The organism is Streptomyces chryseus, from assembly GCF_014650755.1.
Taxonomy (GTDB): Bacteria; Actinomycetota; Actinomycetes; order Streptomycetales; family Streptomycetaceae; genus Streptomyces; species Streptomyces chryseus.
Map to the genome: position 1 here is coordinate 93,621 of NZ_BMVO01000011.1, position 12,351 is coordinate 105,971.

Annotated in this window: 9 protein-coding genes, 1 tRNA gene and 1 pseudogene; 6 read left to right on the forward strand and 5 right to left on the reverse strand. The window is 71.8% G+C overall.

Going from position 1 to position 12,351, the window contains the following annotated elements; all coding sequences use genetic code 11:
• The first annotated feature begins 125 nt into the window (after positions 1-125).
• From IE185_RS18350 to IE185_RS18360, 3 genes are all read left to right on the forward strand, one after another.
• A complete protein-coding gene (locus IE185_RS18350; protein ID WP_138899155.1) occupies positions 126-1,340 on the forward strand; it encodes a DNA polymerase III subunit delta' in 1,215 nt (404 codons plus the stop codon).
• 91 nt (positions 1,341-1,431) lie between these two features.
• Entirely contained in the window at positions 1,432-2,967 is a 1,536-nt protein-coding gene (locus IE185_RS18355) for an alpha/beta hydrolase (RefSeq protein WP_189715533.1), read from the forward strand.
• A gap of 98 nt (positions 2,968-3,065) precedes the next feature.
• Positions 3,066-3,139, forward strand: a tRNA-Thr gene (locus IE185_RS18360).
• Between the two features lie 47 nt (positions 3,140-3,186).
• Here the strand turns inward: IE185_RS18360 and IE185_RS33200 are convergent.
• The 4 genes and pseudogenes from IE185_RS33200 to IE185_RS18375 form a co-directional block, all read right to left on the reverse strand.
• A pseudogene (locus IE185_RS33200) lies at positions 3,187-3,418 on the reverse strand (tyrosine-type recombinase/integrase); the annotation flags it as partial.
• A gap of 28 nt (positions 3,419-3,446) precedes the next feature.
• Positions 3,447-4,007 (reverse strand): hypothetical protein, encoded by a 561-nt coding sequence (locus tag IE185_RS18365; RefSeq protein WP_138897645.1) that lies wholly within the window; start codon positions 4,005-4,007, stop codon positions 3,447-3,449.
• Between the two features lie 3 nt (positions 4,008-4,010).
• Entirely contained in the window at positions 4,011-5,810 is a 1,800-nt protein-coding gene (locus tag IE185_RS18370) for a DEAD/DEAH box helicase (protein ID WP_211362588.1), read from the reverse strand.
• 2 nt (positions 5,811-5,812) lie between these two features.
• A complete protein-coding gene (locus tag IE185_RS18375; RefSeq protein WP_138897646.1) occupies positions 5,813-6,727 on the reverse strand; it encodes an MFS transporter in 915 nt (304 codons plus the stop codon).
• Between the two features lie 711 nt (positions 6,728-7,438).
• Between IE185_RS18375 and IE185_RS18380 the strand changes: the two genes are divergently transcribed.
• Together IE185_RS18380 and IE185_RS18385 are read left to right on the forward strand one after the other, a co-directional pair.
• A complete protein-coding gene (locus IE185_RS18380) occupies positions 7,439-9,718 on the forward strand; it encodes a catalase (protein WP_189715535.1) in 2,280 nt (759 codons plus the stop codon).
• Between the two features lie 170 nt (positions 9,719-9,888).
• A complete protein-coding gene (locus IE185_RS18385; RefSeq protein WP_229843578.1) occupies positions 9,889-10,425 on the forward strand; it encodes a 2'-5' RNA ligase family protein in 537 nt (178 codons plus the stop codon).
• Positions 10,426-10,428: 3 nt separating this feature from the next.
• On the opposite strand, the gene IE185_RS18390 is transcribed toward IE185_RS18385, so the two are convergent.
• Positions 10,429-11,388, reverse strand: coding sequence for an SIS domain-containing protein (locus IE185_RS18390; RefSeq protein ID WP_138897359.1), 960 nt, complete (start codon positions 11,386-11,388; stop codon positions 10,429-10,431).
• A gap of 129 nt (positions 11,389-11,517) precedes the next feature.
• On the opposite strand from IE185_RS18390, the gene IE185_RS18395 reads away from it, so the two are divergent.
• Positions 11,518-12,312 (forward strand): DeoR/GlpR family DNA-binding transcription regulator, encoded by a 795-nt coding sequence (locus IE185_RS18395; protein ID WP_138897360.1) that lies wholly within the window; start codon positions 11,518-11,520, stop codon positions 12,310-12,312.
• Positions 12,313-12,351 lie beyond the last annotated feature (39 nt).

A 12,351-nucleotide genomic window follows, 5' to 3' on the forward strand; every position in this document is an offset into this window, starting at 1 on the left:
GCGCACGGCGGGATGTGGCTCGTGGGCCGTGATGTCAGTGGGGTCGACCACAATAGGGGTGGTCGGGGTTCGAGAACGTAAGCACGTAGGCAGCAGCGCGAGAGCGCGGCGGAGGCGGTAGCACCATGGCCGTATGGGACGACCTGGTCGGGCAGGCGCGGGTTCAGGCGCAGTTGGCCGACGCCGCGCGGGATGCCGACGGGCTTGTCACCGCTGTCGCGGACCGGTCCGGGGCCACGCCGGCGCCCGCCGCGTCCCGGATGACGCACGCCTGGCTGTTCACCGGGCCGCCGGGCTCAGGGCGGTCCACCGCCGCCCGCGCGTTCGCCGCCGCGCTGCAGTGCGTCAGCCCGGACCGGGCCCTCGGCGGGGAACCGGGCTGCGGCTTCTGCGACGGGTGCCACACGACCCTGGTCGGCACCCACGCCGACGTGGAGATCGTCCGTACCGACCAGCTGTCCATCGGCGTGAAGGACACCCGCGAGCTCGTCCGGCGGGCCCAGCTCTCCCCGGCGGGCGGCCGCTGGCAGGTCATCGTCCTGGAGGACGCGGACCGGCTCACCGAGGGCGCCGGAAACGTGCTGCTCAAGGCCATCGAGGAGCCCGCTCCCCGTACGGTCTGGTTGCTGTGCGCACCGTCCCTGGAAGACGTCCTGCCGACCATCCGCTCCCGCTGCCGCCACCTCGTCCTCAGCACGCCGTCCGTCGACGCCGTCGCGGATGTGCTCGTACGGCGTGACGGAATCGACCCCGCGACCGCCGCGAGCGCCGCCCGCGCCACCCAGGGCCACATCGGGCGGGCCCGCAGGCTCGCCACCGACGAGCGCGCGCGGGCGCGGCGCGCCGTCGTCCTCAAGGTTCCGCTGCGCGTCGCGGACATCGGCGGCTGCCTCAAAGCGGCCCAGGAGCTGGTCGACGCGGCGGGCGAGGACGCCAAGCAGGTCGCCGAAGAGATGGACGTCAAGGAGACGGACGACCTGAAGGCGGCGCTCGGGGCGGCGGCGGGCGGCCGGATGCCGCGCGGCACGGCGGGCGCGATGAAGGAGCTGGCCGACCGCCAGAAGCGCCGCTCGACCCGTACCCAGCGCGACAGCCTCGACCTGGCGCTGAGTGACCTCACCGGCTTCTACCGCGACGTCCTCGCGCTTCAGCTCGGCTCCCGGGTCGCCCTCGCGAACGAGGACGTGCGGGACTCCCTGGACCGCGTCGCGCAGAGCTCGACGCCCGAGCGCACCCTGCGGCGGATAGAGGCGATCATCGCCTGCCGCCAGGCCCTGGACCGCAACGTCGCGCCGCTGCTCGCGGTCGAGGCCATGACGGTGGCCCTGCGCGCCGGCTGAGCCGCCGGCCCGCACACCACTGCGCGGGGACCGGATCACTCGTACGAGCCATGCGGCGCACAATCCGTCACCACCGCACTACGCTCCGAGGATGGACACCAGGCATCTGATCCGGATCTCTGCCACCGCCCTCGCGACAGCCGGGCTGCTCATCTCCGGCTGCTCCCCGGGAGGATCGTCGCCCAGTGCCTCGGCGTCCGCGCCGCAGTCACCGGTCCCGGCCGCCCTGAAGACCTACTACGCCCAGAAGCTGACCTGGCGCGAGTGCGGTGCCTCCGGCTTCCAGTGCGCCACGATGAAGGCCCCGCTGGACTACCGGAAGCCGGAGCGGGCCGACATCAAGCTCGCGGTGTCCCGCAAGAAGGCCACCGGCCCCGGCCGGCGCCTCGGTTCCCTGCTGGTCAATCCGGGCGGGCCCGGTGGCTCCGCGATCGCCTACCTCCAGGCGTACGCCGCGATCGGATACCCGGCGCCGGTCCGCGCGCGGTACGACGTGGTGGCCGTCGATCCGCGCGGCGTGGCCCGCAGTGAGCCCGTCGAGTGCCTGACGGGCAAGGAGATGGACGCGTACACACAGGTGGACCAGACCCCCGACGACCAGGGGGAGACCAACAAGCTGGTCACGTCGTACAAGAAGTTCGCGGTCGGCTGCGAGAAGCGCTCGGCCGCGATCCTGCCGCACGTGTCCACCGTCGAGGCAGCCCGCGACATGGACATCCTGCGCGCGGTCCTGGGCGACCGGAAGCTGAACTACATCGGGGCGTCGTACGGGACGTTCCTGGGCGCGACGTACGCCGAACTCTTCCCCGCCCGCGCGGGCCGCCTCGTCCTCGACGGCGCGATGGACCCGTCGCTGTCCGCCCGGGACATGAGCCGCGACCAGACGGCGGGCTTCGACACCGCGTTCCGGTCGTTCGCCGCGGACTGCGTCAAGCGCAAGGACTGCCCGCTGGGCACCGGTACGCCGGCCGAGGCGGGCAAGCGTCTGAAGTCCTTCTTCGGCAAGCTCGACGCCGAGCCCGTCCGCACCGGCCAGAGCCGCCCGCTCGGCGAGTCCCTCGCGACCACCGGAGTCATCGCCGCGATGTACGACGAGTCCGCCTGGGCGGAGCTGCGGACCGCCCTCACCCGGGCGACGGGCGGTGACGGCGCGGCCCTGCTCGCGCTCGCCGACAGCTACTACGAGCGGGCCGACGACGGCACCTACCAGAACCTCATGTACGCCAACGCGGCCGTGAACTGCCTGGACCTCCCGCCCGCCTTCACCGCCCCCGCCGAGGTCCGCACCTCGCTCCCCGCTTTCGAGAAGGCGTCCCCGGTCTTCGGCGGCGGCCTCGCCTGGGCCTCCCTGAACTGCGGTTACTGGCCGGCGAAGGCGACCGGCACCCCGCACCGCATCGAGGCGAAGGGCGCCGCCCCGATCGTCGTGGTCGGCACCACCCGCGACCCGGCGACCCCGTACAAGTGGGCCCGGTCCCTGGCCGGCCAGCTGGCCTCCGGCACCCTGCTGACGTACGACGGCGACGGCCACACGGCGTACGGCCGGGGCAGCGACTGCATCGACACCGCGATCAACACCTACCTCCTGGAGGGAACGGCCCCGCAGACCGGCAAGAAGTGCTCCTGACCTGCGCGGATGTGCGCCGGGGAGGGTTGTGCGGAGCACCCCTCGAAACTGTGTAGACTTGTGCCCGCTGCTGATCGCACCATGGTGTCGGCAGCGGCGCCGCCTTAGCTCAGTTGGCCAGAGCAACGCACTCGTAATGCGTAGGTCTCGGGTTCGAATCCCGAAGGCGGCTCTGTGGAAGCCTCAGGACTCACTCGCCGTGACCTGGGGCTTTTGCTATTACCGGATGCGGCGGCGCCGTCGAGCGCGGGCCGCGCGAGTGTCGGCGGTCTCAGTTCTGGTCTCAGTGGGGCCAGGCTCCGGCTCCGGGGACGCGGGAACGAAGAACTCGCCCATCCGACGCACGGCGTCCTTCGGCAGGTGGGAGCTCCCTTCACGTATCGCCGGGTCTGACTGATCTGGGTGTCCGAAGGATCTCCATGATCGTGGGCATGTCCACGCCCAGCTCGTTTCCTCGACGGGCTTCCGGTTGGCCCGGGTCACTCCGCCACGATGAAGTAGGCGGCGGGGTCCAGGGCGTTGAGTGCGATCCATCGCCGCGGTGTCGCCGGCGTGGGCGCCTCGGAGTTGTCCGCCGAGGCGCGGAAGAAACCCTGCACATGGAGAGCGATGCGCGGGTCGTCGTCGATGCGCCGCGCCATGTCGTAGTAGACGGCCAGCTCATGGATGCACCGGAGGCCAGCCGCCGGGCAGGAGCAGTCGACGGAGACGAGCTCCGGTCGGGGCGGGTGGCCCGCGTCGGTGATCGCGACGTACAGATCGTCGGTGAGGACGGGCTGGGCGCCGCTCAGCTGACGGCAGACCTCGGCCGTCGCCCCCGGGGACATCGGCGCCACCTCGATCGTGATGGCCGTGGTGCCGCGGCCGCGGTGCACGACGGCGCGAACGGTCCGGCCGTCGAACGTGATCTGCACCTTCCCGTCGCGCACCATCCGGCGCGCGCTCGGCAGTTGAGGATTCGGGCGGGTCTGGCGCAGGGACTCGGCGAACCGGACCCAGTCCTTCCCCCATTTCGTGTAACCGAAGTCGTTGTCGGCCATGGGTCAGTTGCCCCGATTCCGTCGCAGGACCTCGATGAGGCGGTCGTCGTCCAGGCGGGTCAGCTCGGCCACGCTGGACAGGTCGGCGATGTCCGAGAGGGCGGATTTCCGGGAGTGCATGGCCGCGATGTGCTCCTCGACGGTGGCTGCCGTGGTGAGGGTGGTGACGGTGACGGTGCGGGTCTGGCCGATCCGGTGGACCCGGTCGGACGCCTGCGCCTCCACGGCGGGGTTCCACCAGCGGTCGAAGTGGATGACGTCGGCCGCCCGGGTGAGTGTGAGCCCGGTGCCGCCTGCCTTCAGGCTGAGGACGAGCACCTTCGGACCGTCGTCGGCCTGGAACCGGCGGACGATGTCGGCCCGTTGCTCCTGGTTCAGGCCGCCGTGGAAGAACGGCGCGCGCACGCCGAACTGTTCGGCGAAGTGCCGGATCAGCAGCTCACCCGTCTGCCGGTACTGGGTGAAGACGATGGTCGGAGCGCCGTTCTCCAGGTTGTTGGCCACGATGTCGGTGCACAGGTCGAGCTTTCCCGACCTCCCCGCCAGCTCATCGAGGTCGTCCGTGACCAGGCCCGGGTGGTTGCAGACCTGCTTGAGCGAGGTCAGGACGGCCAGCACCTTGGTCTGGCGCCGGGCGCCGCTGCCGAACCCGTCGTCGATGACCTGCTCCAGCAACCGGTCGTACAGCCGCTGCTGTTCCTCGGTGAGTTCGCAGATGAGGTCGGCGTGGATCTTGGACGGGAGCGAGCTCGCGACCTGGGACTTCTTCCGCATCAGCACGACCGGCTCGATGGCCCCGCGCAGCCGGGCGGAGGCGGCGAGGGAGCCGTCCGTGATCGGCCGGACGAAGCGGCGATGGAACTGCGTCCGGTTCCCGAAGAGATGCGGGGCGACCAGATTGAGCAGGGCCCAGAGCTCGTCGAGATGATTCTCCACGGGCGTTCCGGTCAGGGCGATCCGCGCCTCGGCAGCGACGGTGCGCGCGGCCTTCGACACCTGCGTACGGGGGTTCTTCAGCACCTGCGCCTCGTCGAAGACCGCGGTGGTCCACCGGTGCCCCGCCAGGGCCGGGCCGTGCGTGCGCAGGGTCGGGTAGCCGGTGAGCACCACCGTCCCGCGCTCCATCGCCTTCAGCGGGCCGCCGCGCCAGATCTCGGACCGCAGGTCCGGTGCGAACCGGGCGATCTCGTGCGCCCAGTTCCCGACCAGCGACGTGGGGCCGACCACCATCTGCGGCCCCTCCTCGGCGCGCCCGACGAGGCAGCCGATGGTCTGGAGCGTCTTGCCGAGCCCCATCTCGTCGGCCAGCACCGCGCCGCCGTGGGCGGCGATGGTCTCGCGCAGCCAGCTCACCCCCCGTACCTGGTACGGCCGGAGCGTGGCGGTGAGCGTGGTGCGGAGCTCGGCCGCCACGGCGGTGGTGTGCCGGAAGACGGCGGCGGCGTGCTCCGCGGTCGTCACGGCGACACCCGTGGCGTCGGGCACGGCGTGTGCCGCGACCGGCAGGGCCGATGTGCCGCCCGCGATCCACGACCGCCAGACGTCCACGGACCGGCCGGGCGCGTCGAGGGGGGTGTCCGTGAGCCGGTCGGGCTCGATCAGCGCGCAGTCGACGTCGGAGACCTTGAGCCTGCCGAGGTCCGGCGTCGGGACGGCCAGGGGAAGGGTCTCGATGTCCCCGACCGGCGGGGCCGCCCCCACGGTGCCGCCGGACCAGGTCCACAGGGCGAACATGTGACGGTCCGGCAGGTACGTGGCCTGGCTGTCCGACGGCGCGGCGGGAAGTTTCTGCCTGGTTGCCATGGTCAGTGGCCGCCCACGTCGTCGCCCGCGCGCCCGAGGGCCGGTCGGTCGGTGGCCTCGGCGATGTGCCGGGCCTGTTCGGCGGAGATCCGCGCCTGGACCTGTACGGCTCCGGGTACGCCGTCCAGGGCGGGCTCGATCGCACGCCGGTGGACGATCGACATGATCGTGCCGCCGACGGCGATCCCGATGACGGTGCCGGTCTGCCGCCCGGTGTTGGTGACGGCCGACCCGGCGCCGGCCCGCTCCAGCGGCAGTGTGCTGACCAGCGCGGCGGTCACCGGGCCGATCACCATGCCGATGGTGAGGCCCTGGGCCAGCAGCAGGAGCTCGATCCACAGGAGCGGGGTCTGAAGGCCGAAGAGCCCGTACGCGCCCGTGGTCAGCGCCGCGACGGTGAGGGCCGGGACGGTGACCAGCGCAGGCGACCAGCGCTGGACCAGGCGCGCGCCGACGGGCGCCCCCGCGACCGCGCCGATCGCGATGAGCAGTTCGACCAGCACGAACACGGCGAGCAGGACCAGTCCGACGACGATGGCCGGGTTGGCCGGCGTGATCAGCGCGCTGCCGACGCCCATCGCGGCCCGCGCGGCGATCAGCTGCCCCGCGTCGCCCGCGTACGCCGCCCACACCGAGGCCCCGGCGAAGACCACCAGACCGCTCACGAGCACGGCCCGGTGGCCGAAGCGATCGCCCAGGGCGCCCGCGGCGAACATCAGGGTGGCGAAGGCCGGCGTATACGGGCCGGTGGCCCATTGCGGCTCGGACGGGACGGCATTCAGCCTGCGGGCCGGGTCCGCGAGGGTTTCCGGGGTGGTACTCAGGACGGTGTTGTCCAGCCAGATCAGCAGTGAGCACACCATGAGAACGGAAAGAATCAGCTGCCGCCTGAACTTCGGCACAGCAGTGGTAGTCATGAATGCCTTCGGGTGCGATCGGGAGAACCTGACGAGCGGACCGTAGGCAACCGTCAGGCATGTGTCAATTCCCGGGAGCCCGGAAACAGTTGCCGATTTCCGGGCGCTGCCGAGGGCACGCCGCCACGTTCTGTGTCAATTCTTGAGCGCGTGACGGACTGCCGGTCGAGCAGGCCCTCGAGGGCATGCCGCCAGCGCCCTGTCAATTTCGGTCCCGGTGTTTGACCTCGCGAGTATTTCGTGCCCCCGCCGAGCATGTGGCACCTCGCTCCGGGCTCCCGTACCGGCGGCCCACTCTTTCCCGCGCATCTTCCGAATAGAGAATCGGAATTCACCCGGTTCGGCGGATCGGAATTCGCTAGGGATATGCGCGGAGAGGTGGGGGCGCTCTCCGGTCGCGAAATGATTCTCCACGGATTATTCCATGCGCTGCGCGACAGTGGCGTGCGGAAAGGGGATGTGGCGGCCATTCCGGTCGCTTCCAACAGCCCGGACGTGCTGACCGCCCCGGTGCCCCGCGGAATTCGGATGGCGCGATGCAGTGGCGGCGGTCGGCTGAAGACGGCCGGTTCGGGGGCCGGGGGCGGGGTACCCGCGCGGGCGCCGACCACAGGCCCTGGTCTGTGCGGTCGCGTGGGCCCTCAGCGCAGTTTCCTCTTCTGCGGTGCGGGTCATAGCTGTCACGTTGCCCCCCACACGGTTGGAGAACAGATGAGCGAGAAGAACCCGGTCAAAGCGGCGGCGGCGAAGGCCGTCGACATGGTCAGCGGTGACCACGGCCCGCAGGACGGCATTCCGGGGAAGCCCGGCACCGAGACGCCGCCGGTCGACGAGCCGACAGAGGTCCGGGACCCCCTGCCGCCCAAGCCCGACCAGAACGGCCCCGCGACGGTCGGCCCGACCGGCAAGCCCACCGGCGCCGCGCGGACCGACGTGGCCCAGGGGGGCGCGTACCTGACCACGGCTCAGGGGGCGCGGCTGTACGACACCGATCACTCCCTCAAGGCCGGCGCGCGCGGGCCGGTCCTGCTCCAGGACCACCACCTGCGCGAGAAGATCACCCACTTCGACCACGAGCGCATCCCGGAGCGGGTCGTGCACGCGCGCGGCGCCGCCGCGCACGGGATCTTCCAGGGGTACGGCACCGCCTCGAAGGTCACCAAGGCGGCCTTCCTGGGGAAGGACGTCGAGACGCCGGTGTTCGTACGGTTCTCTACCGTCCTCGGGTCACGCGGCTCCTCGGACACCGTGCGGGACACCCGGGGCTTCGCGACGAAGTTCTACACGGAGGAAGGCACCTTCGACCTCGTCGGCAACAACATCCCGGTCTTCTTCATCCAGGACGCGATCAAGTTCCCGGACATCATCCACGCGGGAAAGCCCCACCCGGACCGGGAGATCCCGCAGGCTCAGAGCGCCCACGACACGTTCTGGGACTTCGTCACCCTGCACACCGAGGCGACCCACCACACCCTGTGGAACATGTCGGACCGGGGCATCCCGCGCTCGTACCGGATGATGGAGGGCTTCGGCGTCCACACCTTCCGGCTGGTCAACCTCGAAGGCGCGACGACGCTGGTGAAGTTCCACTGGAAGCCCAAGCTGGGGGTGCACTCGCTGGTCTGGGAGGAGGCGCAGCTCGTCAACGGCATGGACCCCGACTTCCACCGCCGGGACCTCGCCGACGCGATCGAGGCGGGCGCGTACCCGCAGTGGGAGCTCGGCATCCAGACCTTCCCCGACACGCCCGAGCAGGTCTTCGAGGGCATCGACCTGCTCGACCCGACGAACATCGTCCCGGAGGAGCTGGCGCCCGTACAGCCGATCGGTCTGCTGACGCTCAACGCCAACCCGACGAACTTCTTCGCCGAGACCGAGCAGGTCGCCTTCCACCCCGGGCACCTCGTGCCCGGCATCGACATCACCGACGACCCGCTGCTCAGCGGCCGGCTCTTCTCGTACCTCGATACCCAGATCAGCCGTCTGGGCGGGCCCAACTTCGCCCAGATCCCGATCAATCGCACCCACGCGCCGGTCAACGACATGCTGCGCGACGGCATGCACCAGACGGCCGTGCACAGCGGAGCGGCACCCTACCGGCCCAACTCCCTCGACGGCGGCTGCCCGTTCCTGGCGGGTGCGGACACCGGCGCGTACATCGAGGTGCCCCGGGAGGTGCCGGCCGCGAGGAAGGTGCGCGAGGCGCCCGCCTCCTTCGCGGACCACTTCAGCCAGCCCCGGCTGTTCTGGCTCAGCATGACGCCCGTCGAGCGCGAGCACATCATCGCGGCGTACACCTTCGAGCTGAACAAGTGCTACGAGCAGTCCGTCAAGGAGCGCGCGCTGAAGGTGCTCGCCAACATCGACCCGGAACTGTGCGAGCAGGTCGCGACGGGCCTCGGCCTGCCGGCGCCGGCGGCCACCGTGACCCTGACGACCCCGGAGCCCAGCCCGGCCCTGTCCCAGCTCGGGCAGAGCTGGCCGCTGGACGGACGGATCATCGGGATCGTCGCCGACTCCGACGGCGATCTCGACGGGGTGCGGTCCGTACGGCAGGCGGTGCTGGACGCCGGGATGGTCCCGCTGCTGATCGCCCCGGAGGGCGGCAAGCTGGAGGGCGGCGGTGAGCCGCTCGCCGTCCAGCGCACGTATGTCACCGCGCGGTCGGTCGAGTACGACGCCCTGCTGGTGGCGGGGGTGCCCCGGGTCGGAAGTGACGCTTCCGGCGTGCGGGACGCCAAGTCCGCCGAGGCGGTGGCACCGGCCGGGGCGGCGACCGATCCCCGGGTGCAGCTGATGCTGCTGGAGGCGTTCCGGCACGGCAAGGCCATCGGGGGCTGGGCGGGCGCCGAGCGGGTGCTGGAGTCCGCGGGGGTTCCCGTCGGGGCGCCGGGCGTGGTGACGGCCGGCAGCGGTACGGACGTGCTGGAGCAGGTCACGCGGCTCCTGGGGCAGCACCGGGTGTGGGAGCGTTTCCCCACCTCCGTCTGACGCTGCCGGCGCTTCAGCCACTGCTGCCTCTGTGGCCGCACACCCCCGGCGCGACCCTCTCCGGGCGCGCCGGGGGTGTGCGGTGGGGGCCGCGTGCGGGGCGTGTGGTTCCCTTGGCCCCTCGCGGGGAGCGGCCGGCGGGTGACGGGTGACGGGTGATGGGGCGGCGGGTGACGGACGGGGGCGGGGCGCTGGGGTGGCCGGACGTCGCCGGGGACACGGCGTTGACGATCAAGGTGCCGGAGGCCGATCCGCTCGTCAGGACCGGGATCGCGGCCCATGTGACCGTCCTCTACCCCTTCCTGCACGAGAGCCGGATGGACGGCGCGGTCCACCGCGAACTCCTCGGCCTGTTCCGCTCGCACGACGCCTTCGAGCTGACGTTCACCGGGTTCGGGCGGTACCCGGGCGTCCTCTACCTCGACCCGACGCCGGCCGATCCGGTACGGGCGCTCACCAAGGAACTCACCGCGCGCTGGCCCGAAGTGGTTCCGTACCGGGGCCTGTTCGGCGAGGGCCTCGACCCGCATCTGACGGTGGCCAACCACGAGGGTCCCGGGACCTGGGAGCGCGCGTACGACGTCCTGGAGGCTCAGTGCGCTCCCGCCCTGCCCGTGACCTCGCGGATCGAGGCGGTGCACCTGATCGTCCGGGAGGGCGACCGCTGGCGGGACCGTACGGCGTACCGGCTGGGGGAGACGGGCTGAGGGTTACGACGCGCTCTGTTCCAGCACCACGGACCGGGTGAGGTTGCGGGGCCTGTCGGGGTCGTGGCCCCGGGACTCGGCGAGCGCGACCGCCAGGCGCTGCGCGCGGATCAGGTCGGCCAGCGGGTCCAGGGCGCCGGCGGTGCCGCTCCGGGACGCGGCGGTCGTCGTGCCGCCGACGCGCGCGATGTCGTCGGTGAGGCCGTCCGGCGGCGTGCCGAAGATCCACGCCACGCGGCCGGGGCCGGTGATGCTGATGGGCCCGTGCCGGTACTCCATCGCCGGGTACGCCTCGGTCCAGGCGCCCGCCGCCTCGCGCATCTTGAGCCCGGCCTCCAGGGCGAGTCCGTACGTCCAGCCGGTGCCGAGGAAGGTGAACTGCTCGGCACCGAGCACCTCGGCGGGCAGCGGTACGGCGATCGCCCGCGCGGCGTCCTCGATGGCCTCGGAGAGAGGGCGCACCCCGGGCGGAAGCGCACCCTCCGTCTCCAGGTGGGCGCGCAGCAGCGCGAGGACGGTGGTGGCGAAGCGGGTCTGCACCACCGATTCCTCGTCGGCGAAGTCCAGTACGGCGACGGCGTCCGCCGCGTCCATGACGGGTGTGCCGGGGTCGGCGGTGATCGCGCCGGTGGGCACCGCGCCCCGCAGGCGCCGCAGGACCTCAAGCACCTCGGTCGTGGTGCCGGAGCGGGTGATCGCCAGGACGCGGTCGTAGCCGGCGCGGTACGGGAACTCCGAGGCGGCGAAGGCGTCCGTCTCGCCGTGGCCGCCGCTCTCGCGCAGTACGGCGTACGCCTGGGCCATGAACCAGGAGGTGCCGCAGCCGACGACGGCGACGCGCTCGCCGCGGCGGGGCAGGGCGTCCGTGTGGGCGGAAAGCGTCCTGGCGGCCTGGGCCCATGTGGCAGGTTGAGAGGTGATCTCGGCGGTGGTGCGGGAGGTGGAAGGACCGGCGGTGGGCATGTAGTGGCTCCCATATGATTGAAGCTGCTCGAAGGGCGGGCTTTCCAAGCAGATTCGAGCGTTGCCCGCCGTGGGGCGAGTATCCACCAAGCCGAACCCGCAGTCCATGTCGTGAAGGAGTCCGACCGCATGTCGAAACACGAGCGGTGGAGCGCACTGCTGGAACTGCTGGCCGCCGAGGGCAGGCTGGAGGTCGAGGAGGCCGCGAGCACCCTGGAGGTCTCGGCCGCGACCATCCGCCGGGACCTGGACGAGCTGGCGGAGCAGCAGATGCTCGTACGGACGCGGGGCGGGGCGATCGCACACGGTGTCTCGTACGAACTGCCCCTGCGCTACAAGTCCTCGCGCCACGCGTCGGAGAAGCAGCGGATCGCGGCGGCCGCGGCGGAGCTGGTCGCCGACGGGGACGTGGTCGGGCTCAACGGCGGCACGACGACCACGGAGGTGGCGCGGGCGCTGGCGCTGCGGGCGTCCGCGGCCGGCCCGGGCACCGGGGGCGCGGGGCCGGCGCTGACGGTGGTCACCAACGCGCTCAACATCGCGGGGGAGCTGGCCGTACGGCCGCAGATCAAGATCGTGGTCACGGGCGGGGTGGCGCGGCCCCAGACGTTCGAGCTGGTCGGGCCGCTGACCACGGGCGTACTGCACGAGGTCGTGCTGGACGTCGTGGTGCTGGGCGTCGACGGGGTGGACCCGGACCTGGGGGTGATGGCGCATCAGGAGGACGAGGCGAGCGTCAGCCGGCTGTTCGCGGAGCGGGCGCACCGGGTGATCGTGGTGACGGACTCGTCGAAGATGGGGAAGCGGGCGTTCGCCCGGATCTGCGGGCTGGACCGGATCGACGTGGTGGTCACGGACGCGGGGATCTCGGCGGAGGCGGTGGAGCGGCTCACCGCTGCGGGGATCAAGGTGATCGCCGTGTGAGAAGGGGGCCCGGCCCCTCGCCACGGCCTCCCGCCCCTC

Excerpts from the sequence above, each read along its gene's own strand:
- IE185_RS18365 (WP_138897645.1), bottom strand. The coding sequence starts at position 4,007 with ATGGCCGACAACGACTTCGGTTACACGAAATGGGGGAAGGACTGGGTC.
- IE185_RS18395 (WP_138897360.1), top strand. The coding sequence starts at position 11,518 with ATGTCGAAACACGAGCGGTGGAGCGCACTGCTGGAACTGCTGGCCGCC.
- IE185_RS18380 (WP_189715535.1), top strand. The coding sequence starts at position 7,439 with ATGAGCGAGAAGAACCCGGTCAAAGCGGCGGCGGCGAAGGCCGTCGAC.
- IE185_RS18350 (WP_138899155.1), top strand. The coding sequence starts at position 126 with ATGGCCGTATGGGACGACCTGGTCGGGCAGGCGCGGGTTCAGGCGCAG.
- IE185_RS18355 (WP_189715533.1), top strand. The coding sequence starts at position 1,432 with ATGGACACCAGGCATCTGATCCGGATCTCTGCCACCGCCCTCGCGACA.
- IE185_RS18375 (WP_138897646.1), bottom strand. The coding sequence starts at position 6,727 with ATGACTACCACTGCTGTGCCGAAGTTCAGGCGGCAGCTGATTCTTTCC.
- IE185_RS18390 (WP_138897359.1), bottom strand. The coding sequence starts at position 11,388 with ATGCCCACCGCCGGTCCTTCCACCTCCCGCACCACCGCCGAGATCACC.
- IE185_RS18370 (WP_211362588.1), bottom strand. The coding sequence starts at position 5,810 with ATGGCAACCAGGCAGAAACTTCCCGCCGCGCCGTCGGACAGCCAGGCC.